Consider the following 26,007-nt stretch of genomic DNA (forward strand, 5'->3'; position numbering starts at 1 on the left):
GGGCGCCTGACGAGGGTTGTAGGACGCGACCGGGAGACCGCTCATGACCGGGACCATTGCCCATCTGTCCGCCGCGGGGCTGTTCCTGCTGCTGACGCATTTCGGCATTTCCAGCACGCCGCTGCGCGCGGCCCTGGTCGGACGGCTGGGCGAGAAGCCCTATCTCGGCCTCTATTCGCTGGTCTCGGCGCTGGCCTTCTGGTGGCTGGTGGCGGCCTACAACGCGGCGCCCCATGTGCCGGTGTGGCCGCCCGTCGGCGGGCTGGCCTGGGTGCCGGTCCTGCTGGTGCCGGTGGCGCTGTTCCTGCTCGTCGCCGGCCTCTCCACCCCGAACCCGACCTCGGTCGGGCAGGAGAGGCTGCTGGCCGGCGACCGGGAGCCGGTCCGCGGCATCCTGCGGGTGACGCGCAACCCGTTCCTGTGGGGCGTCGGGCTGTGGGCGGTCGCCCATATGGTGCCGAACGGGGATCTCGCCTCGTTGATCCTGTTCGGCACGCTCGCCCTGCTGGCGCTGGGCGGCAGCGTCCTGATCGACGCGAAGCTGGCGCGGCGGTTGGGGGCCGATTGGGACCGCTACGCCGCGCGGACGTCCAACCTGCCCTTCGCGGCGATCCTGGCCGGGCGCCAAAGCCTCGTCTGGCGAGAGATCGGCTGGTGGCGCCCGGCGGTGGCTCTTCTGGTCTATGGCGGACTGCTGCACCTGCACCGGATGCTGTTCGGCGTGTCGCCGCTGCCCTGGTGACGCTCCGCCTTTACGCTCAGAACGTCATGCCGCGCACCTGATCGCGCAGCGTGTTGCGGGCGGTGTCGGCCTCCTTGCGGGCGGTGGCCAGCTCGCGGGACAGGCCGTCCAGGCGGGTTTCCTGCTCGCCCATCTTGGCGATGGTCCGCTTGAACAGGTCGCTGTCGCGCGGCAGCGTGGCGAGGTTCTGGCGCAGCCGCTCCTGCTCCTTGCCGATTTCCGCCTGTTCACGCTCCAACTCGCCGACGCGGCGCTCCTTGTCGGCGACGGCGCCGCGCAGGGTCGCGACCTTCGCCAGGGCCTCGCGCGCCGCGGGCGGCAGCTCCGTGGAGGAGGCGTAGGCCCTCACCTGCTCCGGCGACATCTCCGAGATGCCGAAGCGTTCGATCCGCGGGCGCTCCAGCGCGACCGCCAGGGTCACCGTCTGGCCGGCGGGCACCGCCACCGGCAGACGGTAGGCGTCGGCCGTCAGGTCGGGAGCGGCCCCGCCGGTGGCCCCACCCGAAGGCGGCACCAACTCCCAGCCGGAACGCCGCGGGTGCTCGACGATGACGGTGCGGTCCTCGCCCGCCGCGCCGGCGATCCGATAGGTGGTGGTCTGGCGGTCGGTCACGGTCAGCTGCAGCACCCCATCGGCCAGGGTGGCGCGGGACAGGGTGCGGCTCGGCTGCTCGGAGCGGTCCACCGTCACCGCCTGATCCACCGCGAAGCTGAGGATTCGGCTCTCGCCGGCCGGAAGGGTGGCCAGCCGCGCGTCGCCCACATAGGCGGCGGCCCCGCCCAGCCGCTCATAGAGCGTCAGCACGCCCGGCGGCAGGCTGGTCTCGCCCGAGTCGCCGTTGCTGAGGCGCAGCGCGGCCAGCGGGTGGCGCGGCTGGGTGTTGGGCTGGTAGAGCGACAGCCGCTCCGCCGGGATGGCGCGGGCGGTGATCGGCATCATCATTGTGCCGCCGTTCGCCAGGGTCACCGGCTGCGGGTAGCGGAACAGCACCTGCGCCGTCGCCTCCGTGCTCTCGGCGGGGGTGGTCTCCGCCGCGCGCTGGGGCATCGCCCCGGCGAAGGGCGCGCTCATGGCTGGCGCGGGGGCCGGCGAGGGCGGGGCGGCCATGGCGGTGGGGGCGCCGGACTCGGCGGCGGCGCGCGAGCGGACGGCCGAATCCTGCGCCTTCGCCATCACGTCGGCGACCACGGAGCCCTCGTCGGGGGGCGGCAGGACGCGGCCCAGAACCTCCACCGGCACCTCCGGGCGGTTCACGAAATAGGCGGAGTAGAGCGCCTGCCGGAAGGTGACCGGGTTGCCCGACGCCACCGACAGCTCCACCCCCTTCCAATCGTCGCCGCTGAGATTCTCCAGCACGGCCCAGCCCTGCAGGTCGCCGGTGCCGCCCTCGGCCCCCTTCGCCGATCCGGGCGCCGATTCGGGCAGGGTCAGGCGGTAGGTCGCCTTCCACAGCGGGGCGGCGACCACGTAGGCGACGCGCACGGTGCGCTCGGCGCCGGCGTCCGCCTGCGGGGCGGTGGTGCGGATGGTCAGGCGCCGCCGCTCCTTGCCCGCCGCACCGGCGACGGCGGCCAGCGCGGAATCGAGCTGCGCCTGCACTCGCGGGTCGGCGAAGCGCAGGGAATCGGTTTCCTCCAGGACGAGCTGGCGCAGCCCTTCCGCGGTCATCAGGCTGACGCGGTTGCGGGTGACGGTGCCGCCGCCGTTGGGAAGCTGGGTGTATTCCTCCGTCACCGAGAGCAGCCGGCCCGACACCGCGCGGGAGCCGCTGGTCTGCACCTCCGCCCCCTTCATGGCGTTCAGCAGGGCGGTGGGGGAGGCGAGATCCTGCGGTGTGAAGGGCAGCTCGCGGAAGGCGGTCTCCAGCGGCTCCTGGCCCGGCAGGTCCACCGTGCCGATGCCGCCCCGGTCGTCGTAGACCACGATGCTCTTCAGCACGTCGTCCACCTGGTCGCGGCGCACCTCCAGGGTCAGCGCCGCGTCGCCGGACACGCGCGCCTCATGCTCGAAATAGCCGACGCCGCCGGTGGACAGCAGCACCCGCTTCAGCGCCAGCGCTCCCGGCGGCTGGTCCGCCGCCAGGGCGGGCGCGGCCAGCAGCGGCACGGCGAGGGTGAAGAGGGCGGCTTTCGTGATCCCGGACATGCGGGTTTCTCCCGTTATGGACGATTGGGCGTTCTTGGCCTGACTGGACCCGATTGACCGGACCCGGCTTCCTGGCCCGGCTTACGCTTGGATTTGGGAAAGATTTGGGCGGGCGAAAAGACGCAAACCGCGCCGACATGCCGCGGAACCGCCGCCGGTCAGGCTTTGTGCGGGTTCGGCGCTCTGTGACATAAAGGCGTCAAGGCGGTTTTGCTGACTGTAAAGAACGCCAACAATAAGGGATGGAAGCGCCATGGATCGTGACGGGAGCAACGGCGAAGGGGACCCCGGCGGCTGGTGGGGCAACGGTGCGCGGACCCTTTTGGCCGGGAGTGCGGGCGCCCCGGACCGGCGCTGGGTGTTCGTGTCCGGCACCTCCGGCTTCGACGCGGAGCGCCGGATGATGGCCGGCGATGTGGAGGAGCAGGCGCGCCAGACCCTGCGCAACATCCGCAGGACCCTGCGGCGGTCGGAGGCGGATTTGTCGGACGTGGTGCGGATGCGGGTCTATCTGGCCGACGCCGCCGACTTTCCTCGGGTACAGCCGATCCTGGCGGAGGAATTCCGCGATCGCCCACCCGTCGGCACGACCATGGTCTGCCCGTTGGCCGACCCGGGCGTGAGGATCGAGATCGAGGTCACCGCCCGCTGCTGAGCGTTTCGTGCTGCAGGCTCATGCCTCGCCGATCAGCGTGCGCGCCGATTCGATGTGGCGGCGGGCCTCGCTCAACAGCGCGCGGTGCTGGGCCAGCGCTTCGCGGATCGGCAGGCGGCTGTTGTAGACGCGCACCTCGTTCAGCAGGCGGTCGGCGCGGTCGAGATGGGCCATCCGTTCCAGGCAGTGGTCGAGCACGAGCATCGTTGTTCCCCTTCGGTGCGGGCTTTTGCCTTTCGCCTCGCGGCTGAGAGGAATAAACCAACCTGTGATGACCGCGTGATTTCAGGAAACCGGCTTTTTCGTTTCGATCGCACGGCAGGATGTTTCAGCCGATTCACCCATCGGTCGTGCAACGAGTGCCTGTTACGGGGTTGTAACCGATTGCGTGCACCCATGGCGGTGAGCTATGAAGAGGACGGGAGGTAACGGCCATGCACATTCTCGCGGTCGATGATGACGAGCCGGTGCGCGAACTTCTGGAGTCCTATCTGGCTTCGGAAGGCTACCGTGTGACCACCGCACCGGACACGGCCGCGGCGAAGAAGGCGTTGGAGAGCGAACCCGTCGATCTGGTGGTCTGCGACCTGCGGCTTCCCGACGGCGACGGGCTGGGGCTGGTCCGCCAGATCCGCACCGAATCGCACATTCCCGTCATCATCCTGTCGTCGAAGGACCAGGATGTGGACCGCATCGTCGGGCTGGAACTGGGCGCCGACGATTATCTGACCAAGCCGTTCAACCCGCGCGAATTATTGGCCCGCATCAAGGCCGTGCTGCGCCGTGTCTCCGGCGAGGGGCGCCCGCCGCGCAGCCCCGACGACCTGCGCGCCGTGGTGCAGTTCGCCAATTGGGAACTGGACCTGACCGCCCAGCGCCTGCGCAGCCAGGACGGGCGCGAGGTCGAGCTGACCAAGGCCGAGTTCGGCCTGCTCGCGGCCTTCGTGAAGCGCCCGCAGCGCGTGCTGACCCGCGACCAGCTTCTGGACCTGACCCGCGCCGACGGGGCGGAGGTGTTCGACCGCTCCATCGACGTGCTGATCCTGCGGCTGCGCCGCAAGATCGAGTCGAATCCGAAGGAGCCGCGGATCATCAAGACCGAGCGCGGCGCCGGCTACGTCTTCGACGCCAAGGTGAAGACGGTCTGAAGCCCGTCCGGCCGTCGGCGGCTGGACGGAACCTTCGGCGCGCGCTAGCCTTTCCGGAAAAGCAGAACCGGGAGGAACCGCGGATGGCCGACCCCATCGATTTCTACTTCGACTTCGCCTCGCCCTACGGCTATTTCGCCAGCCGCCGCATCGAGGAGCTGGCTGCGGCGCATGGCCGCACCGTCTCGTGGCGCCCGATTCTGCTCGGCGCCATCTTCAAGGTGACTGGGATGAAGCCGAACCTTCAGCAGCCGTTGCGCGGCGAGTATCTGGTCCATGACGTGGGCCGGATCGCCCGGCTGACCAACGCGCCCTTCACCTACCCCGATTCGGCCCCCGCCAACAGCGTCGCGGCGTCGCGCGCCTTCTACTGGCTGACCGACGAGCATCCCGAGCAGGCGAAGCTGCTGGCCCGCACCCTCTACCACGCCCATTGGGGGGAGGGGCGCGACATCGGCCCCGCCGAGACGGTGGTGGAGATCGCCGGCACGCTCGGCCACGACCGGGCGGCGGTGGCCGCGGCCCTGCAGGACCAGACCGTCAAGGACCGCCTGCGCGCCGAGAACGACGCGGCGGTGGACCGCGGCGTCTTCGGGTCCCCCTTCGTCATCGTCGATGACGAGCCCTTCTGGGGCTGGGACCGTCTGGACATGGTGGAGCGCTGGCTGTCCACCGGCGGCTGGTAAGGCCCGCCGCACAGCAAGGCCCGTTGGGGGAGGGTGGTTGAAAGTCCTGCCATCGGGACCGGCCATGGCGCTATAAGGTGGGCATCACCGACAACCGGTTCGCGCATGGACCAGATCCTCCCCGACCGCCGCTCCAGCAAGGCCGCCGGCTCCGCCCATACGTCCCGGCCGCGCGCCCGCCGGTCCTGGCTGACCGGCGCGGTGCTGACCGCGCTGATGCAGGGGATGATCGCCCTGTCCATCCGCTCGGTGTCGGGCGATCTGGCCTTCGCCCTGCTGGGGTCGGTCGGCCTCGTCGTCGGGGCCTTCCACTATCTGTTTCCGGGCAGCCAGTTCTTCAGCCTGGCCCTGGCGAACTTCATCGGCGTCTACGCCTGCGTCTTCGTCTTCTTCCTGGAAAGCAACTTCCACAGCATCCCGTCGCACATCCAGGCCGCCGCCTTCGCGATCCCGCTGATCGCCTTCCTGGGGGGCGCCTGGTGGCGGGCCGACACGATCCGCAGCATCGTGATGTCGCGGCGGCTGCGCGACGGCGGGCATTTCGACCGCATCTTCCTGTGGATGGCCCCGGTCTGGGGAATCGGCGCGTTGACCTTCCTGCTGCCGGGGCGGGAGGTGTCGCCGGAGATGCTGACGGCGATCTTCCTGCTGTCGATGTCGGCCATCGGAATCGTCGTCGCGCTCGTCGCCCGCGACATCGCCGTCTTCCTGCTCGACGCCGGGCTGCTGTTCGAGGGCTTCTTCCAGCAGGCCTCCCGGCTGGTGCTGCCGGCCTTCGCCTTCCTGACCTTCTATTCCCTGTGCATCATCATGTTCGGCGCCTTCTACACCATCCTCGACCGCTTCATGGTGGAGCCGAACTTCATCATCGACGGCGTGCGCCGCGACCTGACCTTTCCGGAGGGGCTGTACTTCTCGCTGGTCACCTTCGCCACGGTCGGCTACGGCGACATCCACCCGGTGACGGGGGCGGTGCGGCTGGTCTGCGGGATCGAGATCGTGATGGGCGTCCTGCTTCTGCTGTTCGGCTTCAGCGCCATCATCGGCCACGCCGCCCCGCGGGACCGCCGCGACCGCGACGGTCCCCTGTGAACCGCGTCAGGGCGCGAGGAACACCGTTTCGGCCTGATGAACCACCCCGTCCGACAGGCGGGTCAGGGTGAGGGTCAGCGGCATGGAGCCGGCCACCGCGGCGCCAGCGGGGGCGCGGACATGGACGCGGTGGGTCTGCACCGTGTCGGGCTCGGCGCCCAGCACCGGCGCCGCCCCGTCGGCATTCCCGCCGGCCGCCGTCACCGTGGCGCCGCGGGGGCCGGAAACCGTCAGGCGGTAGCCCTGCGGGGCGCGGGTCATGTTGGAGATCTTGACCGTGTAGCTGTTCTGGATCGCGCCGTCGGACAGGGTGACGTAGAGCGGCGCCCGGTCGCGCAGGACGGAGACGTCCACCGTCGGCTCCAGCAGCACGCCCAGCGTCATCATCCCGCCGACCACCAGCATCACCAGCGAGTAGATGATGGTGCGCGGGCGGACCAGCCGGTAGGGCTCCGGCTTGCGGGCCACGGCCTTGGCCTCCTGGGCGGACTGGGTGTCGTAGCGGATCAGCCCGCCCGGGCGCCCGATGCGGCCCATCACGTCGTCGCAGGCGTCGATGCACAGGCCGCAGCTGATGCAGTCCATCTGCAGGCCGTCGCGGATGTCGATACCGGTCGGGCAGACCTGGACACAGGCCTTGCAGTCAATGCAGTCGCCCAGCCCCTCGGCGGAGCGCCCCGCCCAGCTCTGCTCCTTGCGCAGCGGCGCCCGGCCGTCGCCGCGCCAGTCCTGATAGGTGACGGTGAGGCTCTCGTCGTCCAGCAGCGCGGCCTGGATGCGCGGCCAGGGGCAGACATAGACGCACATCTGCTCCCGCATGAAACCGGCCATGGCGTAGGTGCAGGCGGTCATGAACAGGATCCAGCCGGTCGCCACCGGCCCGGGCTGGAAGCGCAGCAGGTCCGCGACGTAGCCCGGCGCGTCCACGAAGTAGAAGAGGGCCGAGGCCCCGGTCACCAGTGCGATCAGCAGCCAGACTGCGTGCTTGGCGGTCTTCTTGGCCAGCCAGCCGGCGTTGCGCGGGCCGTTGTCCAGCCGGATGCGGGCGCCGCGGTCGCCCTCGATCCACTCCTCCACCTTCACATAAAGGTCGGTCCACACCGTCTGCGGGCAGGTGTAGCCGCACCAGACGCGGCCGGCGAGCGCCGTCGCCAGGAACAGGCCGACCGCCGCCAGGATCATCGCGCCCGTCAGGTAGTAGATGTGCTGCGGCCAGAGTTCGAGGGCGAACAGGTAGAAGCGCTGGCTGTCCAGATCGAACAGGATCGCCTGGTTGGGCAGGCCAGTCCCGCGGTCCCAGCGCAGCCAGGGCAGCAGCATGAACAGCGCCAGCAGGCCCACCATCAGCGCCGACTTGATGCGGCGGAACCGGCCGCGCGCCGCCTTCGGGTAGATCTTCTGATGCGAAGCGTAGAACGGAGCCGGGGTCGAGGAAGCCGGGCTGGACGGGGCCGGAGCGGAGGGCGGCGGGGGAAGGCTGGACGAGCGGGCGAGATTCTGCATGGCGTGCCTCTGCGCAAACATCCGCACCACCCGAGCGGTGGCCTGCGGCATGGCGCCGACTGTATGCCTTCAATCGCCGACTCCGCAAGCGCGATTGAATGCATTCAATAGAGGCTGTGTATGGAAAATCCTGATTCTTCAGGGGTCGATCCCAGCAATGCGACACTCTGAAGCAGGCTTTGATGGGCCTCAGATGATGACGCCCGCGGTGGCGGGGGGCAGGACCAGGGCGTCGGCCAGGATCTCCAGCGCGCGGCGGGTCTCGTCGCGGTCCAGCGGGGCGCCCAGGCAGAAGCGCAGGGCCGCGGGCACGTCCGGGGTGGTGGCGAAGGCCTCCGCGGCCACCGCCGAGATGCCCCGGCTGCGCAGGTGGGCGGTGAACTCCCCGCCGGTCCAGCCGTCCGGCAGGGTGAGCCAGAGATGGAAGGCCTCCCGCTTGGTGACGATCCGCTCCGCCGGCAGCAGCGATTCGGCGAGCGCCCGGCGGGCCATGGCCTCCGCCCGGATGGCGTCGCGCACGGCCTCCGCGGTGCCGTCGGCGATCCACAGCCGGGCGATGGTGGCGGACAGCGGGGCGGCGATCAGCGTGGTCGCCCGCTGCGCCACCGCCACCCGGCGGGCCTGCCGGGCGTCGGGCGCTGCCACATAGGCGATGCGCAGCGCCGGGGACACGCATTTGGCAAGCCCGGCGACGTGGTAGGTCAGCTCCGGCGCGAAGGCAGCCAGCGGCGGCGGCGCCGTTTCCGGCAGCGGGCCGTAGATGTCGTCCTCGATGATCGGCACGCCGTGGTCGCGCATCGCCGCGGCGACCGCCCGCCGCCGCTCCTCCGGCATGGTCGCGGTGGTCGGGTTGTGGAAGGTCGGGATGCAGTAGAGCGCCTTGGGCCGGTGCTCGGCGAGCGTGGCGCGCAGCGCGTCGGGGTCGATGCCGTCCGCGTCCATCGGAACGCCGACCACCCGCAGCCCGAGTTGGGCCGCGGCGGCGCGGAAGCCGGGATAGGTCAGCGCCTCCGCGCAGACCGTGTCGCCGGGGCGGGCCAGGGCGGACAGCAGGGCGAGCAGGGCGGCCTGCGTGCCGGGCGCCACCAGCACCCGCTCCGCCGTCAGGCCGGGCAGGCGATGGCGCAGCCAATGGACCGCCGCCTCGCGGTCGTCCGGGCTGTCGGCCCCGTCCGGGTAGCGCAGCAGGTCCGGCAGTCCCAGAGCCGCGGTGGCCGCGGCGATTCCGCGGTTCATGCGGGCGGTCAGGGCCGTGGAATTCTCCGGCTGCGGCGGCTGGTTCATCGCCATGCTGACGGCCAGCGGCACCGTCGCAACGGTGGTGTGCGGCTCCGCGGCGAAGGGCGGGAGGACATGGCCCGACTTGCGCACGAAGGTTCCCTGCCCGACCCGCGCGTCGACCAGCCCGCGGTGGCGCGCCTCCCCATAGGCGCGGCTGACGGTGGTGAAGTCGATGCCCAGCCGGTCGGCCAGGATCCGCTGCGGCGGCAGCCGGTCGCCGGGCCTCAGCCGCCCCGACCCGATGTCCGCCGCGATGGCGTCCGCGATGGCGATGTAGACGGGCCGGCTGCGGTCCTCCAGCGAGGGTGCCCAGTCGATGGGTTGGGAAGCTGTTTGGGGGGCGGGAAGCGGCGGCATGGCGATCCTTGTAGGGAGGCGGGGCGCTCCCTTCCAGACATAAGACCCGTGATTGTATGGATTGTCAATGTGCGCGTCGGGGAAGCGCGACCGGCCGGGTCCGGCGCCGCATCGACAGCAGAGCGGACGGGCTGTCTGGGCTGTTGTCGCGCGGGATCGGATGCATGGGAACCTCCTTTCCTCCCACCGGGGACAACAGGCTCCACAGCCGAAGCGTGCGCAGAAAAAAGGCCACCGGGGTGGACCCCGATGGCCTTCGAGTCTAGGGAGGAAACGTCCAGGACGTCGCACCGGCCGCCGCAACGGCGGCCCACAACGCTTGAACACAAGAAGAAGCATACTAATATATTAATATGAAAGCAAGCGGGAAATCGGGGGTGGCAACCCATTTTCGATGCTGTTCCACGGTTTTGCCGCTTCCGTCCCGCCGGAGCGACGGGACGGAAGCGGCAATCGTAGAGGTCAGCCGCTGTTGCGCAGGCCGGCGGCGACGCCGTTGATCGACATCAGGATGCCGCGCCGCACCCGCTCGTCGCTGCTGCCGGCGCGGTGGCGCCGCAGAAGCTCGACCTGGACATGGTTCAGCGGGTCCATGTAGGGGAAGCGGTTGCGGATCGACCGCGCCAGCAGCGGGTTCTCGCCCAGCAGCTCGTCATGGCCGGCGATGGCCAGCAGATGGCGGCGGGTGCGCTGCCACTCCTCGCGGATGCGGCCGAAGATGCGCTCGCGCAGCTCGACGTCCTCCACCAGCTCCGCGTAGCGCGAGGCGATGGCGAGATCGCTCTTGGCCAGCACCATGTCCATGTTGGACAGCAGCGACTTGAAGAAGGGCCAGGCGCGGTTCATGCGCTGGAGCAGGGCGAGCCCGTCCGGTTCCTCCTTCAGCCAAGCCTCCACGGCGCTGCCGAAGCCGTACCAGCCCGGCAGCATCAGGCGGCACTGCGCCCAGGAGAAGACCCAGGGAATGGCGCGCAGGTCCTCGATGCGGTCCGACTTGGTGCGCGAGGCTGGGCGGCTGCCGATGTTCAGCGTGGCGATTTCCGAGATCGGCGTGGCCGTGCGGAAATACTGGGTGAAGCCCGGCGTCTCATAGACCAGCCCGCGATAGGCGCCGAAGGCCAGCTCCGACAGCCGCTCCATCGCCGCGTAGAAGGCTTCCGCCGGCTCGACGCGGTTCTCCAGGTCGAGCAGGGTGGCCTCCAGCGTCGCCGCGGTCAGGACCTCCAGGTTGCGCTGCCCGACCTCGGGGCGCCCGTACTTCGACGCGATGACCTCGCCCTGCTCGGTGATGCGGATCTGGCCGGACACCGCGCCGGTCGGCTGGGCCAGGATCGCCTGATAGCTGGGGCCGCCGCCGCGGCCGACCGAGCCGCCGCGGCCGTGGAACAGCCGCATGCGCACGCCGTGGCGGTCGAACAGCTTCGCCAGCTCGATCTCCGCCTTGTACAGCTCCCAGCCGGAGGTCAGGAAACCGCCGTCCTTGTTGCTGTCCGAATAGCCGAGCATCACCTCCTGCTCGTCCCCACGCGAGGTGACCAGGGCGCGGTAGGCGGGCAGGGTGAACAGCCGCTCCATGGTCGCCGGGGCCTGCCGGAGATCCTCGATGGTCTCGAACAGCGGGACGATGTTGAGGCCGAGCGCCGGCTCGCCGCCCGCACCGGGACGCAGCAGGCCGGATTCCTTGAGCAGCAGCGCCACCTCCAGCAGGTCGGACGCGCCGTCCGTCTTGGAGATGATGCTGTTCGGCAGGGCGGCGGGTCCGTAGGTCTCGCGGAGCTGGCGGGCGGCGAAGAAGATCGCCAGCTCGCCCGCCGTCTCCTCCGAATAGGCGTGGTAGGGCGAATGGAGCGGGCGCGGGCTCTGGATTTCCTCGGCCAGCAGGGCGATGCGCTCGTCCTCCGACAGGGCGGCGTAGTCGGCGCAGCGCCCGGCCACGGCCAGCAGCTCCGCCACCGTGCGCTGGTGCACGTCGGAGTTCTGGCGCAGGTCGATGGGCGCCAGATGGAAGCCGAAGGTCTTCACCGCGATGATCAGGCGGCGCAGCCGCCCGGCGGCCAGACGCCCCGCCCCGTGGGCCTTCAGCGAGGCGGCCAGCACCTCCAGGTCGGCCAGCAGTTCGGCGCTGGTCGGGTAGGGATCGCCTTTGCCGACCGCGTTGCGCAGCGCCTCATGCTGGTCGAGCGTGCGCGAGGTCGCCGCCAGACGGGCGTAGATGCCGGTCAGGGCGCGGCGGAACGGCTCGTCGGCGCGGTGCGGCGAATGGTCGGGCGAGCGCTTGGCCAGCTCCTCCAGTTCCGGCGAGGTGCCGAGCAGCAGCTCGGACAGCGGCAGCTCGCCGCCCAACTCGTGGATTTCGGTCAGATAGTGGTCGAGCGCGGCGGTCGATTGCAGGCGCATCGCCTCGCGCAGGATCGGTGCCGTGACGAAGGGGTTGCCGTCGCGGTCGCCGCCGATCCAGGAACCGATGCGGAAATAGGGCGGCAGCGACCACTGCCGGTCGGGGAAGCGCTTGGCCAGCAGATCCTCGAAGCGGCAGAACAGCTTCGGCAACTCGGAGAAGAAGGTGTCGGTGTAGTAGGAAATACCGTTCTTCACCTCGTCGATCACGGCGAGGCGCTGCGGGCGCAGCATGCGGGTGCGCCACAGGGTCAGGATGGCCTCCTGGAGCGCGTCCATGTTGGCCTCCGCCTCCTCCGGCGTCAGGCGCGAACGGTCGCGGGTGTCGAGCAGGGACGCCACCTTGTGCTCCAGCGCCAGGATGCTCTTGCGCTGGACCTCGGTCGGGTGGGCGGTCAGCACCGGGCTGACCTGTGCGATGTCCAGCACGCCGGCCAGCCGGTCCGGGGCGACGCCGGCGGCCTCCAGCCGCTCCAGCGCGTATGGCAGGGTGCCTTCGCGCGCCGGCGAGCCGGCGATGGCGTGGTCGCGGGTGCGCCGGATGTGGTGCTGGTCCTCGGCGATGTTGGCGAGGTGCAGGAAGTAGGAGAAGGCGCGCACCACCGACATCATCGTGTCGCGCGGCAGGCCGTTCAGGATCTCGGCCATCTCGCGGCGGGCGGAATCGTCGTCGTCGCGGTTGAAGCGCACCGACGCCTGGCGCACGCTCTCGATGACGCCGTAGACGCTGTCGCCTTCCTGCTCGCGCACCGTGTCGCCGAGCAGGCGGCCGAGCAGGCGGATGTCCTCGCGCAGCGGGAAATCCTTGTCGTCGGTGCCAGTGTCGGTGCCGGTTTCGGTGTCGCTGACCGGAGCGTTGGAATGGAGGGCGGCGTCGGTGGTCATCGTGGGTCGCTCCGGCTGTGCGAAGGTGGAACCGTCGAAAGGATCGGCGTGCAACTGTAAAGCAGTTTGCTGCACCCGCTAAAGCCCTTTTTCCCTTGTGGGAGAACGGCTTCGGCACGGTTGCGGACGCCGCCACCCGGGGGTGCCGGTTGCGCTGCGGTGTCCGCACAGATCTATCACTTGGCCGAAGGGCTCGCCACGGCGGCGCGTGATCCTTCCGCCATGCGGTGACGGCTGCTGTTCAGCACCAAAGTTATACTAGTATATCAAATCCACTGGCAAGACTCGCAGCCTGTTTAGGGGGCGCCGAACCGTCCCGGCGCCAGCCCGACGACGCCGGGCGTGCAGGCGAACAGCCCGCCGGCCAGCGGTTCTCCGTCCGGCGCGTCCTGAGTGGCGGTGGTGATGAACAGTTGCTCCAGCCCCGGCCCACCGAAGGCGCAGGAGGTGACGTTGGACACCGGCAGCCGCACCACTTGGTCCAGCGTCCCGTCCGGCCGGAAGCGGCTGACCCGCCCCCCGCTCCAGTGGGCGACCCAGAGGTGCCCCTCGGCGTCGCAGGTCATGCCGTCGGGATAGCCGTCCTCTTCGCCGAAGCGGAGGTGGACGCGCTTGCTGGACAGGGTGCCGTCCGCGGCCAGGGTGAAGGCGAAGATGGTCCGGGACGGGCTGTCGGTGTGGTAGAGCGTCCGCCCGTCCGGGGACAAAGCGGGGCCGTTGCTGACCGTGTAGCCCTCGTCCACCCGCGTCGGGGATCCGTCCGGCTCGACGCGGTACAGCGCGCCCAAGGCATCCTGCTCCGCGTCGTCCATGCTGCCCACCCACAGCCGGCCCGCGGTGTCGGCCATGGCGTCGTTCAGCCGGTTGCCGGGTGTGTCCTCCTCCAGCCGCAGCAGTTCGGGCCCCATCGAGAGCCGGTCGCCGTCGAGCGTCAGGCCGACCAGCCGGCGCGAGCGCAGCCCGGCGACGAAGCCGGCGCCGTCCGCCCGCTCGACCAGCCAGCAGGCGGCTTCCTCCAGCGGCCAGTCGCGGCCCCGGCCGTCGGCGGGGCTGTAGCGCAGCAGGCGCGACCCGCGGATGTCCACGGCGAACAGGGCGTTGCGCGACGGCGACCAGACCGGCCCCTCACCGAGCCTTGCGCCCGCCTCCCAGACACAGTGGGCATCCATGGTCCCGGTCTCCTTGCTATTGCTGTTCTGCGGGATGCCGCGGGTCTTTTCGTCACAGGCCCGGGGTGACTTTCGCGGCAAGTCTTTTGCAGCGTTCCGGCGCGGGAAGTGGCAAAAAGAGCGCGTGGCGTTCGCCGGTCCCATGCCCATATGGGGCTTGACCGAACGATCGAACCGAAGTTCGAACCAACGTTTCAAGGCAGTATTTTTCCGAGGGAGGAATTCATCCATGTCTGCCCCGACCCGACTGAAGCCCGGCGTCGTGACCGGAGAGGACTACCGCGCGCTGATCGCCGCCTGCCAGGACGGCGGTTATGCTCTGCCGGCGGTCAACGTGGTCGGCACCAACGGCATCAATGCCGTCCTCGAGGCGGCGGCGAAGAACCGCTCCGACGTGATCGTGCAGCTGTCCAACGGCGGCGCCCGCTTCTACGCCGGCGAAGGCATGAAGGACGCGCTCCAGGCGCGCATCCTCGGCGCCGTGTCGGCGGCCCAGCACGTCCACCTGCTGGCCGAGCAGTACGGCGTCTGCGTCGTCCTGCACACCGACCACGCCAACAAGGGCCTGATCCCCTGGGTCGAGGGCATGATCGGCCACGGCGAGGAGCATTTCCGCCGCACCGGCCGTCCGCTGTTCAGCTCGCACATGCTCGACCTGTCGGAGGAGTCGCTGGACTTCAACCTGTCGGAATGCGCCCGCGTCCTTAAGCGCCTCGCCCCGCTGGGCATGAGCCTGGAGATCGAGCTGGGCGTGACCGGCGGCGAGGAGGACGGCATCGGGTCGGAGGACCTGGACGCCGCCAACAACGCCCACCTCTACACCCAGCCGGAAGACGTGCTGCGTGCCTATGAGGAGTTGTCGCCCATCGGCCACTTCTCGGTCGCGGCCTCCTTCGGCAACGTCCACGGCGTCTATGCGCCGGGCAACGTGAAGCTGCGTCCGGAGATCCTCGGCGCCTCGCAGGCCCTGGTGGCGGAGCGTCACGGCGGCGGCGCCAAGCCGCTGGCCCTGGTGTTCCACGGCGGTTCGGGGTCGGAGAAGGAGAAGATCGCCCAAGCGGTCGGCTTCGGCGTGTTCAAGATGAACATCGACACCGACACCCAGTTCGCCTTCGCAGAGTCCATCGGCGGCTTCGTGCTGGAGAACGAGGCGGCCTTCCGCCATCAGATCGACCCGCAGTCGGGCAAGCCGCTGAAGAAGCTGTACGACCCGCGCAAGTGGCTGCGCCTGGGCGAGCAGGGCATGGTCCGCCGCCTGGACGAGGCCTTCGCCGATCTGGGCGCCGCCGGCAAGTCGCTGGCCGGCTGATCCGTTGGGGATTGGGGGTGGGGGGCCGACACGGCCGCTCACCCCTACACCGACGGTACCATCCCGATCACCGGCTCCGGCGGCGTCGCGACTGCCGCCGGAGCCGGGGTTGGAGTCAGGACCGGCGACGGGGACGCCGTGAAATCCACGGACAGTTGCTCGATCGTCATCGACCCGGCGCCCGCCGCCACCTCCGCGCCGAACTGGAAGCCCAGAATCCAGTCCGTCTTGCTGACGATCCCGCGGGTCTGAAGCTCGTCGAGCAGCCCGTCCAGGTCCAGCGTCCCGGCCAGCCGGTCGTCACCGTATTGCAGGACCGTGTATTCCCAGTCGATCGGGTTGCCGTCCACCCCGCCGCTGAACACCGGCTTGTTCCACAGGGTGGCGTCGCCCTGCGCGTCGGTCAGCTTGGCGATCGGCTCCCCGGCGGGCGTGAAAAAGCCGCTGTGCAGCCAGACCATCACCTCGTCGGTCACGCCCTCGATCCCCTTCTTCGGGTCGTCGCCGATCCATAGGCTGACGGCGACGTTGTAGAGGTTCGTCGCACCGGTCAGGCCGACCTTGTAGGTCACGTCGAAATTCGGCAGGTCGGCGATCCGCGCCGGCAGGTCCATGCTGGTGGACGGCGTGCCGTTCCATGGATTGACGCCGTGCGTCAGCTCCGGATAGGCCCGCACCGGGTAATTCTCGTAGGTCAGGGTACGGCGGCTGTCGTAGGGCCAGCTCCAGCTGATCACCGTGCCGTTGGGAAAAGTCGCCTCGTCGATGGCGATGGACTGGGTGAAGTCCTTGCCGTTGCGGTAACCGCCGGGATTCCAGACGTTGCTGCTGGCCGCCCAGCCGCCGACCTCCAGCCGGTCGGCGCTTCCCTTCAGCGTGGTGGTCATGATGAGGTCCCGCTCCGTCCTGTTCCGTCCGGCGTCGCGGCTTCAACAGAGGCGTGGGGGGATGATTGCGGCGGCGCTCAGCGCTCCATGGACAGCCGGCGGTCGATGTCGCGGGCGAGCCGATCCATCGGGCTCGACGGCTCGATCGTGTCGCGCCACTTGTTGTGCCAGTGAAAGCAGAAGGCACCGGGGAAGAAGCTGTCGAGGGTGTGATCGACCGGCGACGCCTTCATGAAGTCGTTGAAGTGAAGCACCGGATTGTCGATCCATCCGGCGTCGAACCAGGGGCACGGCAGCACGAGAATGTCCATCGGCGTGTCGTAGACCAGGCCGGCCTGCTGGAAACCCCAGCCGCGGCCGCGGTTCCGGATGAACGCGATGTTGCCCCTCATCTCCTCCGACCGCGGCGTGGGGGAGATGTAGATGGCGCCGTTGGGATAGTTCTGCCGCTCCCACCGGTAAGCCAGGATCTTGCCGGGAAACTGGTTCAGGAGGGGTGTGACGCTTCTCAGGAACAGGCAGTCGAGGTCGAACCAGACGCCGCCGTATTTGTAGAGCAGGATGTAGCGGACGATGTCGGAATAGAAGGACGCGTCGATCGACCGTCCGAAATCGTTCCCCTCAAGAAAGGTGCCGCGGCACTCGTCACGCTCGGAAAAGGCGCGTATTTCGGCGTATTTTCCGATTTCGCTCAAACAGTCGTTGTCGACGCCGTTCTGGGTCCAGACGATGATCCTGTTCCCGTTGCCGCGCGCGTTGAACAGATGGCAGCTTTTCACCGAAATGAGGTGCTTCTCGTTCAGCGCGCCGTCCCAATAGGCGTGGAAGGTGAGCGGCTCGGGCGGGGGCGTTTCGTCCTTGATGAGCTTGGCGACCTCCAGCGCCAGAAGCTCATGGGAGAAATCCTCCGGCGAGAACGTCAGCACTTCCATCGATGGACCCTTCACGACGCCGTTCTTGGGGGGATCTCCCGCCGAAGCCGTTATGCAACAGGTCCGGCGCGGCGGGCAACCTCACCCCTGATGGAAAGCGGGCGCCCTCACTTGCCCTTGCGGGTCAGCAGGAAGGCGAAGACGCCGATGGTCACGACGAACACGCTGACGGCGCCGACCAGGGCGATGTAGGTGGTGGTGTCGAAGTTCATGGCGAAACCTCCATCGGTTGAAGAGACAGGCAGGATCAGGGGGCGAGGAAGACGCTCTCATGCTGGACGGTCAGCCCGTCCGGCTGGCGGGTGATGACGAAGGCCATGGGAGTCGACGGCTGGCGCAGCGCCTCCTTCGGCACGCGGACCAGCACGCGATGGGTCGCCACGCTGTCGGGATCGGCCTGGACCGGGACGGCGCCGTCCGCCGCCTCGCCCTCGCCGCCGGCCACCGACAGGATGGCGCCGGGAAGCCCGGTGAGGGACAGGCGATAGGTCTGGGCCGCCCGCGTCATGTTCAGGACCTTGACCGTGTAGGCGTTCTGGATGTCGCCGTTGGACAGGGTGACGAACAGCGGCGCGCGGTCGCGCAGGATGTTCACGTCGACCTTCGGCTTCAGAACCAGCCCGGCGGCCATCATCCCGCCGACGACGGTCAGCAGCAGCGTGTAGATGATCGTCCGCGGGCGGACCGGCTTGAACGCCGGCTTGGCGCCGTTGGCCCGCGCGATCTGGGCGTTCAGGGAATCGAAGCGGACCAGATCGCCGGGCCGCCCGATCCTCGCCATCACGTCGTTGCAGGCGTCCACGCACAGGCCGCAGCCGATGCAGGCGAGCTGCGGGCCGTTGCGGATGTCCACTCCGGTCGGGCAGACATGGACGCAGGCCCCGCAATCGATGCAGTCGCCCAGCCCCTTCGCCTTGCGCTCCTCCCAGCTTTGCGAGCGTTTCAGGTGGCCGCGGCCCTCGCCGCGCCAGTCCTCATAGGTGACGGTCAGGCTCTCCTCGTCCTGCATCGCCGCCTGGAAGCGCGGCCAGGGGCACATGTAGACGCACACCTGCTCGCGCGCGTGACCGGCCAGCAGATAGGTGGTCGCTGTGAACAGCCCGATGAACAGCAGCACGGACGAGGACGCCTCGAGCCGCAGCATCTCCAGCGCCAAGGTCGGGGCGTCGTTGAAGTAGAAGACCCAGGCCCCGCCGGTCAGCAGAGCGATCAGCAGCCACGCGGCGTGCTTGGCCGCCTTCTTGCCAAGCTTGGCCGGCGACCAGGGGGCGTTGTCGAGGCGGATGCGGTCGCCGCGGTCGCCCTCGATCCGGCGCTCCACCCACAGGAACAGGTCGCTCCACACCGTCTGCGGGCAGGCGTAGCCGCACCAGACGCGGCCGGCGAGCGCGGTCGCCAGGAACAGGCCGATGGCCCCCAGGATCAGCGCGCCGGTCAGGTAATAGACCTGCTGCGGCCACAGCTCGATGAAGAAGAAATACAGGCGGCGGCCCGGCATATCCACCAGCACCGCCTGATCCGGCGCGTTGGGGCCGCGGTCCCAGCGAATCCAGGGGGTGACGTAGTAGAGGCCGAGCAGAAGGATCAGCGTCAGCCATTTCAGCCGCCGGAAGGTGCCGGCGACCGACTTCGGGTAGATCTTGTTGTGCTTGGCGTAGAGGCTGCTCTTGCGCGCGGACTCCGCGGTGTGGGAGGCGGTTTGCGGTTCGGTGGTGGAAACGCTCATCATGCTCGTCCGTGGTTCGGCCCGCGGACAAAGGGGCAGGGGCGGGGCAGGGGGCGGGCCATCCCCGCAGGCTAGGGAGACGGCGCGGCGCCGCCTTTGCGAATCCGCAAACGGACGGGGGTTGGGTGGCGATTTTTGTCGGAAGGGGCGCTGGGGTGCGGCGCCTGCCCCCACCCTAACCCTCCCCCGCTGACGCAGGGGAGGGAACGGACGTCGCTTTGCGAAAAACTTCGTCCCCTGCGAAGCGGGGGAGGGTCGGGGTGGGGGTGCCGAGGGGTTGAGCCTCGCCTACCCGTCCAGCACCACCGCCTCCAGCGCGGGCAGGTCGCAGACGAAGACGTTCGGCGCCTGCTCGACCACCAGACCCGCGCGCTTGAACTCGGCGATGGTGCGGCTGGCCGTCTCCATGCCGACACCGAGCATGGCGCCCAGATCCTCGCGGCCCGACAGCAGGACCGGCTCGTTCGGAGCGTCGGCGGCGAGCTTCAGGAACAGCCGGGCCAGCCGCCGCCGGGCGCTGCCGGTGGACAGCTCGGTCAGCCACTCGTCGGCTTGGTGCAGGGATTGGTACCAACGCTCCATCAGACGGGCGTGCAGGCGCGGCGTCTCCTTGCTCAGCCGCTCGACCACGGCCCGCGGCAGGCGGCAGGTCTCGGCCTCCTGAAGCACGACGGCGGTGTGCTCATAGGGCTTGCCGACCAGCACCTCCAGCCCGGCCACGGCGCCACGGCGGAGCAGCCGGACGATGCGCTGCGTGCCGTCGGGGAGGAACTGGACCAGCTTCACCAGCCCGCCGCGGATCGTGTAGAGGGAGCCGCCCTCGTCCCCCGCGCTGTAAAGCGTGGCGCCGGGCTGGAAGCGCAACTCGTCGATGGGAATGTGGATCAGGTCGAAATCCTGGTCGCGCAGATCGCCGAACAGGACGAGGTCCCGGATGGCGCAACTGCTGCAGCGCGCGGTGCCCAGCCGCGCGGCGTCGATTCCGTTCCGATGCACCCCTGCCCGCCTTCCGTCCGCCGGACCCGTTCCGGTTCCGCCCGAAGCTCCGGAGCGAATTTTACGCGATCCGGTCGAAAAGTTCCAACCGCGTGGATCCGCCCCGGGCGATCTCCCGTATCCTGTCCTACCCCCTCTTCCCACGTTGCGCGCAGCGAAAGGCAATCTATATGACCAATCGCTTATGCCCTTGTTCTGAAGTGGTATTGTCTCACTCCCCCGCCGTTGATAACCAAAGAGATGCCCGCCACGTCGAAACATTCGACATTATCTGAAATCATCGAATAGACCGGACGGCGAGCAGGGCATTAAGGAGCGACCTATTGGATTGTCTTTGTTTTCGGAGTGATCGCTGCCGCGAGGATCAGCGCCATGACCGTTGGTGATTTGGACCTCGACGCCTGCAGCCGGGAACCGATCCATCGCCCCGGCAGCATCCAGCCCCACGGCATGCTGTTGGCCTTCTCCGGAAGCGACGCCGGCGCCCCCCTGATCCAGGCCAGCGCCAACGCCGCGCCGGCGCTGTCCCTGCCGCTGGCGCAGGCGTTGGGTCAGCCGCTGGAACGGGCGCTGCACCCGCAGATCGCCACCGCCGTCCGCTCCTTCCTCGCCGCCGGCCCGGTTCCCTCCCGCCCGGTGCCGGTCATCTTGACCGAACTGCCCGGTGCCGGCCGTCACCAGCTTCTTGCCCACGCCGTCGATGACGCGGCGGGCGACCGCGTGGTGATCCTGGAGCTGGAGCGGCTGGACGGGCTGGAGACCGACCTCCTCGACCACGTCTACCCGCGCATGCGCGAGGCGCTGGAACGGCTGGACGCGCTGAACGCGCCGACGGATCTTCTGAGCTGCGCCGCGCAGGAGGTCCGCGCGCTGACCGGCTTCGACCGCGTGCTGATCTACCGCTTCGACGCCGATTGGCACGGCACGGTGGTGGCGGAGGACGGGAACGGGCGGCTGCCCTCCTACATGGACCTGCGCTTTCCCGCCTCCGACATCCCCACCCAGGCGCGCGAGCTGTACCGGCTGAACCGCCAGCGGCTGATCCCCGACGCCGGCTACGCCCCGGTGCCGCTGGTCGCGCTGCCGCCGGTCCCCGAAGGAGCGCCGCCGCTGGACCTCAGCTTTTCCGTCCTGCGCAGCGTGTCGCCGGTGCATGTGCAATACATGCGGAACATGGAAACCGCCTCCTCCATGTCGGTGTCGATCCTGCTGCACGGGGCCCTGTGGGGGCTGGTTTCCTGCCATCACCACAAGCCGAAGGCGGTGTCCTACGCCGTGCGCTCGGCCTGCGACCTGATCGCCCAGATCCTGTCGGTGCGCATCGCCGCGGTTGAGGACCGGCGCGACGCGGAGCACCGCATCGCCCTGCAGGCCATCCAGGCGCGGCTGCTCGCCGCCATGGCCCAGGCCGATCCCTTCATCGCCGGCCTGACCGAGCATCCCGACGACCTGCTGCGCTTCGCCAACGCCAGCGGGGCCGCCGTCGTCTTCGAACGGCGCTGCACGCTGGTCGGCGACACCCCGACGGAAGAGCAGGTGCGCGGCCTCGTGGACTGGCTGGCCGCCCAGGGCGAGCCGGAGCAGTTCGAGACCGACAGCCTGCCCGCCCTCTACCCGGCCGCGGCGGACTTCGAAGGCAAGGCGGCGGGGCTGCTGGCCATCGCCGTGTCGAAGCTGCACGCCAGCTACGTGCTGTGGTTCCGGCCCGAGGTGGTGCGCACCGTCCGCTGGGGCGGCGACCCGCGCAAGCCGCTCGCCCGCGACGGGCGGGGGCAGGGACAGGGGTTGAGTCCGCGCGCTTCCTTCGAGACCTGGAAGGAGACGGTGCGCCACCGCGCGCTGCCCTGGACCGCGGCGGAGCGCGACACCGCCGCGGCGCTGCGCCACGCCGTCATCGGCATCGTCCTGCGCAAGGCGGAGGAGCTGGCCGCCCTGTCGCGGGAGCTGGCGCGCTCCAACAAGGAGCTGGAGTCCTTCTCCTACTCCGTCTCCCATGACCTGCGCGCGCCGTTCCGCCACATCGTCGGCTACGCCGAACTGTTGCAGGAGCTGGAATCGGACCGGTTGAGCGACACCGGAAAGCGCTATCTGAACGTCATCGTGGACGCGGCCAACAGCGCCGGCACCCTGGTGGACAACCTGCTGCACTTCTCCCAGATGGGGCGCAGCGAGCTGACCCCCGTCTCGGTGGACATGAACACCCTGGTGGCGGAGGTGCGGGAGACGCTGGCACCCGACACCGCCGGGCGGGCCATCGAGTGGGACATCGCCCCGTTGCCCACGGTGCGCGGCGATCCCGTGATGATGCGGCTGGTTCTGCAAAATCTTTTGTCGAACGCCATCAAATATTCCCGCAACCGGGAACCGGCGCGCATCGCCGTGGGTTGCGAAGACCGGCCCACTGAAACCATCTTCTTCGTCAGGGACAACGGGGTCGGCTTCAATCAGGCTTACGAGAAGAAGCTGTTCGGGGTCTTTCAACGGCTGCACCGCAACGAGGAGTTCGAAGGCATCGGCATCGGTCTGGCCAATGTGCGTCGCGCCGTGGACCGCCATGGCGGACGGACCTGGGCCGATGGGCGGCTCGACAAGGGGGCCATCTTCTACTTCACGCTGCCGAAGGCCGGGACGGCGAAACCCGATCTGCGAGACCTCGATGAGTGACCTGAAACCCATCCTGCTGGTCGAAGACAACCCGCGGGACCTGGAACTGACCCTGGCGGCGCTGGAGAAATGCCAGCTCGCCAACGACGTGATCGTCGCCCGCGACGGCGAGGAGGCGTTGGGTATGCTGACCCGCCGCGATCCGGAAACCGGAAAGCCGACCCAGCTTCCCGCCGTCGTCCTGCTCGACCTCAAGCTGCCGAAGATCGACGGGCTGGAGGTGCTGGAGCGGGTGAAGAGCGATCCGGAGACCCGGCACGTCCCCATCGTGATGCTCACCGCGTCGCGCGAGGAAAGCGACCTCGTGCGCAGCTACAAGCTGGGCGTGAACGCCTTCGTGGTGAAGCCGGTGGATTTCAAGGCGTTCTTCCAGGCGATCCGCGACCTGGGCGCCTTCTGGGCGATCCTGAACGAACCCCCGGTCGGCTGCACCCGCCGCCCGGCGGGAATCCCGCCCGCGGGAAAAGGCGCCTGAAGGAATGCCCGCCGGAATGCCCGCTGCCGTGACCATCCTGCATCTGGAAGACAGCCCGCTGGACTGCGAGTTGGCCTGCGCGCGCCTGCGGAAGGCGGGAATCTCCTGCGACGTGACCCGCGTGGACACCCGCGCGGCCTTCGAGGCGGCGCTGGTCAAGGCGGTGGGAGGTCAGCGCTTCGACTTGATCCTGGCCGATTTCTCCCTGCCGGACTTCGACGGGCTGGCGGCTCTGGAGATCGCCAAGGCCCGTGCCCCGGAAACCCCCTTCCTGTTCCTGTCCGGGCGCATGGGGGAGGAGACGGCGGTGTCGGCGCTGAAGATGGGCGCGCGCGACTATGTGCTGAAGCAGCGGCTGGCCCACCTCCCCGCTGCGGTGGAGCGGGCGATCGTCGAGGCGCGCACCCTGGCCGAGCGGCGGCTGGCCGAGGAGAACCTGCGCCGGCTGCGGCAGGCCATCGACGACATCCGCGACTACGCCATCGTCACGCTGGACCTGGAGGGCCGCATCACCTCGTGGAACGAGGGCAGCCGCCGCCTGTTCGGCCACACCGAGGGGGAGGCGCTGGGCCACCCGCTGTCCCTGCTCTTCGCGCCGGAGGAACGCTGCGCGGAGAACATCCGCGGCCTGCTGGCCGGGGTGGCGGAGAAGGAGCGTTGCGAGGTCGAATGGATCCATGCGGCGCGCGACGGGCGGCGCTTCTTCGGCTCCACCGTGCTGACCGTGGCGCGCGACGCCACGGGCGCGCCGGCCGCCTATTCGGTGGTGGTGCGCGACATCACCGACCGCCGCGCCTCGGAAATCGCGCTGCGCGACAGCGAGGCCAAGTTCCGCGCCATCGCGGAAAGCATGCCGCAGCTCGTCTGGTCCGCCCCGCCGGATGGTCTCCCCGACTACTACAACCTGCACTGGTTCGCCTACACCGGCACCCGGCCGGAGGCGATGACCGGCGCGGCCTGGATGGATGTGGTCCATCCGGACGACCGGGCGCGGACCGTCGCCCTGTGGACCGCCGCGGTGCGGTCGGGCGATTTCTACGAGGCCGAGTACCGGCTGCGCGAGGCTGGGGGGCGGTACCGCTGGTTCCTCGGGCGGGCGGTGCCGCTGCGCGACGGGGACGGGCGGATCACCCGCTGGTTCGGCACCTGCACCGACATCGACGACGCGGTGAAGGCCCGCGCCGCCCAGGCCGACGCCCGCGAGGATCTGGAGCGGCAGGTGGCCGAGCGCACGGCGGAGCTGGTGGCCGCCAACCGCCGGCTGCTGGGCGAGGTGGCGGAGCGGCAGCGCGCCCAGGCGGACCTCAGCGCGCTCTATGCCAAAACGCCGGTGCCGCTGCATTCGCTGGACGCCGAGGGGCGGCTGCTGAGTGTCAGCGATCGCTGGCTGGAATTCATGGGTTACGAGAGCCGGGGCCAGGTGCTCGGCCGCAACATCACGGAGTTCATGCCGCCGGACGTCGTGCGGGAGCACCGGGAGCACCACTGGCCGGAGCTGCTGCGGCTCGGCGCGTTCCAGGACATGCCCTACCGGCTGGTCAAGCGGTCGGGGGAGGTCGCCGACGTGCTGGTGTCCGCCCGGGTCGAGCGGGACGGGTGGGGCGGTTTCCTGCGCACCATGGCCGCGGTGGTCGACGTCTCCGCCCGCCTGCGCGCCGAGGCGGAGCGCGAGCGGGCCGAGGAGGCGCTGCGCCATTCCCAGAAGATGGACGCGCTGGGCCAGCTCACCGGCGGCATCGCCCATGACTTCAACAACCTGCTGACGGCGATCTCCGGCAATCTGGACCTGCTGCTGTCCCGGCTGGACACGGCGGAGCGGGCGGACCTGCGCGACTACGCCAGCCACGCCAAGGTCGGGGCAACCCGCGCCGCCGGGCTGACGCAGCGCCTCCTCGCCTTCGCCCGGCGGCAGCCGTTGCGCCCCGACGCGACGGAGCCCTGCGTGCTGGTCCAGGGGATGGAGGACCTGCTGCGCCGCACGGTGGGCGAGCAGGTGTCCATCGCGACCGACTGTCCGCCGGACGCTTGGGCGGCTTGGTGCGATTCCAACCAGTTGGAGATCGCCCTGTTGAATCTGGTGGTGAACGCCCGCGACGCCATGCCGGACGGCGGGCGCATCACCATCACCGCCGCCAACGCCCATCTGACGGCGGCCGACGTGGCAGGTGATGCCTCCGGTGCGGCGCCCGGCGATTATGTGGTCCTGACCGTCGCCGACACCGGCATGGGCATGCCGCCCGACATCATCAAGCGCGCCTTCGACCCCTTCTTCACCACCAAGCCGATCGGGCAGGGGACCGGGCTGGGTCTGTCGCAGGTTTATGGCTTCGTCAGCCAGTCGCACGGGCTGGTGCGCATCGACAGCGAGGCCGGGCGGGGCACCGCCGTGCGCCTCTACCTGCCGCGCTGCGACGGGGAGGAGGGCACCAGCCTTCCGCCGGGGGCCGCTGTGGTGCCCGCCGCCGACGCGGCGGATGGGGCGGTGGACAACACCGCCGGAACCGTGCTGCTGGTCGAGGACGAGGCGCTGGTTCGCATGGTTGCGGTTCAGGCGCTGGAGGACGCCGGTCTGGACGTGGTCGAGGCGTCGGATGGGACGGAGGCGCTGGAGCTGCTGGACGGCGGGCTGCGCGCCGATCTGGTGGTGACCGACGTCGGGCTTCCCGGCATGAACGGGCGGCAACTGGCCGAGGCGGTGCATGAGCGGCGGCCCGAGCTGGGCGTGCTGTTCATGACCGGCTACGCCTACGACGCGACGCTCGGCACCGGCATTCTGGAGCCGGGTTGCGAGGTGCTCCAGAAGCCCTTCGAGACGACGGCCCTGGTCGCCCGCGTCACCGGCATGCTGGCCCACACGCGGGGTGGCGGCGGCGGGGGTGGCGTCCTGCGCGAATCTGTCCCGGAACGCCACTGCGATTGATGCGTTACTCTCCTCCAAGGACGAGTCCGGCCCCGCG

Annotated in this window: 19 protein-coding genes; 9 read left to right on the plus strand and 10 right to left on the minus strand. The window is 69.6% G+C overall.

Going from position 1 to position 26,007, the window contains the following annotated elements:
• The first annotated feature begins 43 nt into the window (after window positions 1-43).
• Complete coding sequence (locus ABAZ39_RS30515; RefSeq protein ID WP_040138060.1) at window positions 44-742, plus strand: NnrU family protein; 699 nt, start codon at window positions 44-46, stop codon at window positions 740-742.
• A 16-nt stretch (window positions 743-758) separates the two neighbouring features.
• Here the strand turns inward: ABAZ39_RS30515 and ABAZ39_RS30520 are convergent, their stop codons facing one another.
• Window positions 759-2,888: a hypothetical protein gene (locus ABAZ39_RS30520; protein ID WP_040138061.1), complete on the minus strand. Its 2,130-nt coding sequence runs from the start codon at window positions 2,886-2,888 to the stop codon at window positions 759-761.
• Between the two features lie 253 nt (window positions 2,889-3,141).
• On the opposite strand from ABAZ39_RS30520, the gene ABAZ39_RS30525 reads away from it, so the two are divergent.
• Window positions 3,142-3,543: a Rid family hydrolase gene (locus tag ABAZ39_RS30525; protein ID WP_051658761.1), complete on the plus strand. Its 402-nt coding sequence runs from the start codon at window positions 3,142-3,144 to the stop codon at window positions 3,541-3,543.
• Window positions 3,544-3,561: 18 nt separating this feature from the next.
• On the opposite strand, the gene ABAZ39_RS30530 is transcribed toward ABAZ39_RS30525, so the two are convergent.
• Entirely contained in the window at window positions 3,562-3,747 is a 186-nt protein-coding gene (locus tag ABAZ39_RS30530) for a hypothetical protein (RefSeq protein WP_035682515.1), read from the minus strand.
• Between the two features lie 230 nt (window positions 3,748-3,977).
• On the opposite strand from ABAZ39_RS30530, the gene ABAZ39_RS30535 reads away from it, so the two are divergent.
• The 3 genes from ABAZ39_RS30535 to ABAZ39_RS30545 all read left to right on the plus strand — a co-directional run bounded on the left by ABAZ39_RS30535 (window position 3,978) and on the right by ABAZ39_RS30545 (window position 6,469).
• The gene (locus tag ABAZ39_RS30535; RefSeq protein WP_040138062.1) at window positions 3,978-4,691 is read left to right on the plus strand and encodes a response regulator; all 714 of its coding nucleotides are present in this window, start codon (window positions 3,978-3,980) and stop codon (window positions 4,689-4,691) included.
• Between the two features lie 83 nt (window positions 4,692-4,774).
• Window positions 4,775-5,377, plus strand: a complete 603-nt coding sequence (locus ABAZ39_RS30540; RefSeq protein WP_040138063.1) for a 2-hydroxychromene-2-carboxylate isomerase — start codon at window positions 4,775-4,777, stop codon at window positions 5,375-5,377.
• Window positions 5,378-5,482: 105 nt separating this feature from the next.
• A complete protein-coding gene (locus ABAZ39_RS30545; RefSeq protein ID WP_040138064.1) occupies window positions 5,483-6,469 on the plus strand; it encodes a potassium channel family protein in 987 nt (328 codons plus the stop codon).
• Window positions 6,470-6,475: 6 nt separating this feature from the next.
• On the opposite strand, the gene ccoG (ABAZ39_RS30550) is transcribed toward ABAZ39_RS30545, so the two are convergent.
• The 4 genes from ccoG (ABAZ39_RS30550) to ABAZ39_RS30565 all read right to left on the minus strand — a co-directional run bounded on the left by ccoG (ABAZ39_RS30550) (window position 6,476) and on the right by ABAZ39_RS30565 (window position 14,061).
• Entirely contained in the window at window positions 6,476-7,972 is a 1,497-nt protein-coding gene (ccoG, locus tag ABAZ39_RS30550; RefSeq protein ID WP_040138065.1) for a cytochrome c oxidase accessory protein CcoG, read from the minus strand.
• Window positions 7,973-8,161: 189 nt separating this feature from the next.
• Window positions 8,162-9,610, minus strand: coding sequence for an aminotransferase-like domain-containing protein (locus tag ABAZ39_RS30555; RefSeq protein ID WP_040138066.1), 1,449 nt, complete (start codon window positions 9,608-9,610; stop codon window positions 8,162-8,164).
• A gap of 462 nt (window positions 9,611-10,072) precedes the next feature.
• Window positions 10,073-12,892 carry a phosphoenolpyruvate carboxylase gene (gene ppc, locus ABAZ39_RS30560; protein ID WP_081863453.1) on the minus strand — a complete coding sequence of 940 codons (2,820 nt, stop codon included), beginning with the start codon at window positions 12,890-12,892 and terminating at the stop codon, window positions 10,073-10,075.
• 296 nt (window positions 12,893-13,188) lie between these two features.
• Window positions 13,189-14,061: an SMP-30/gluconolactonase/LRE family protein gene (locus tag ABAZ39_RS30565; RefSeq protein ID WP_040138068.1), complete on the minus strand. Its 873-nt coding sequence runs from the start codon at window positions 14,059-14,061 to the stop codon at window positions 13,189-13,191.
• A gap of 229 nt (window positions 14,062-14,290) precedes the next feature.
• On the opposite strand from ABAZ39_RS30565, the gene fbaA reads away from it, so the two are divergent.
• Window positions 14,291-15,370 (plus strand): class II fructose-bisphosphate aldolase, encoded by a 1,080-nt coding sequence (gene fbaA, locus ABAZ39_RS30570; protein ID WP_040138070.1) that lies wholly within the window; start codon window positions 14,291-14,293, stop codon window positions 15,368-15,370.
• Window positions 15,371-15,414: 44 nt separating this feature from the next.
• Here fbaA and ABAZ39_RS30575 read toward each other — a convergent pair whose 3' ends face one another.
• The 4 genes from ABAZ39_RS30575 to ABAZ39_RS30590 form a co-directional block, all read right to left on the minus strand.
• Window positions 15,415-16,257 (minus strand): GH12 family glycosyl hydrolase domain-containing protein, encoded by an 843-nt coding sequence (locus tag ABAZ39_RS30575; protein ID WP_040138071.1) that lies wholly within the window; start codon window positions 16,255-16,257, stop codon window positions 15,415-15,417.
• 77 nt (window positions 16,258-16,334) lie between these two features.
• The gene (locus tag ABAZ39_RS30580; RefSeq protein ID WP_040138073.1) at window positions 16,335-17,189 is read right to left on the minus strand and encodes a glycosyltransferase; all 855 of its coding nucleotides are present in this window, start codon (window positions 17,187-17,189) and stop codon (window positions 16,335-16,337) included.
• Window positions 17,190-17,436: 247 nt separating this feature from the next.
• Complete coding sequence (gene ccoG, locus ABAZ39_RS30585) at window positions 17,437-18,915, minus strand: cytochrome c oxidase accessory protein CcoG (RefSeq protein WP_040138074.1); 1,479 nt, start codon at window positions 18,913-18,915, stop codon at window positions 17,437-17,439.
• A gap of 288 nt (window positions 18,916-19,203) precedes the next feature.
• Window positions 19,204-19,911: a Crp/Fnr family transcriptional regulator gene (locus ABAZ39_RS30590; protein WP_040138076.1), complete on the minus strand. Its 708-nt coding sequence runs from the start codon at window positions 19,909-19,911 to the stop codon at window positions 19,204-19,206.
• A gap of 372 nt (window positions 19,912-20,283) precedes the next feature.
• Here ABAZ39_RS30590 and ABAZ39_RS30595 point away from each other — a divergent pair, with 372 nt between their 5' ends.
• The 3 genes from ABAZ39_RS30595 to ABAZ39_RS30605 are packed head-to-tail and all read left to right on the plus strand — an operon-like array spanning window position 20,284 to window position 25,970.
• Window positions 20,284-22,575, plus strand: coding sequence for an ATP-binding protein (locus ABAZ39_RS30595; protein WP_040138077.1), 2,292 nt, complete (start codon window positions 20,284-20,286; stop codon window positions 22,573-22,575).
• A complete protein-coding gene (locus ABAZ39_RS30600) occupies window positions 22,568-23,050 on the plus strand; it encodes a response regulator (protein WP_040138079.1) in 483 nt (160 codons plus the stop codon). The genes ABAZ39_RS30595 and ABAZ39_RS30600 overlap by 8 nt, the downstream gene beginning before the upstream one ends.
• A 16-nt stretch (window positions 23,051-23,066) precedes the next feature.
• Window positions 23,067-25,970, plus strand: coding sequence for a PAS domain S-box protein (locus tag ABAZ39_RS30605; RefSeq protein WP_051658762.1), 2,904 nt, complete (start codon window positions 23,067-23,069; stop codon window positions 25,968-25,970).
• Window positions 25,971-26,007 lie beyond the last annotated feature (37 nt).

The organism is Azospirillum argentinense (assembly GCF_000632475.1).
GTDB lineage: Bacteria > Pseudomonadota > Alphaproteobacteria > Azospirillales > Azospirillaceae > Azospirillum > Azospirillum baldaniorum.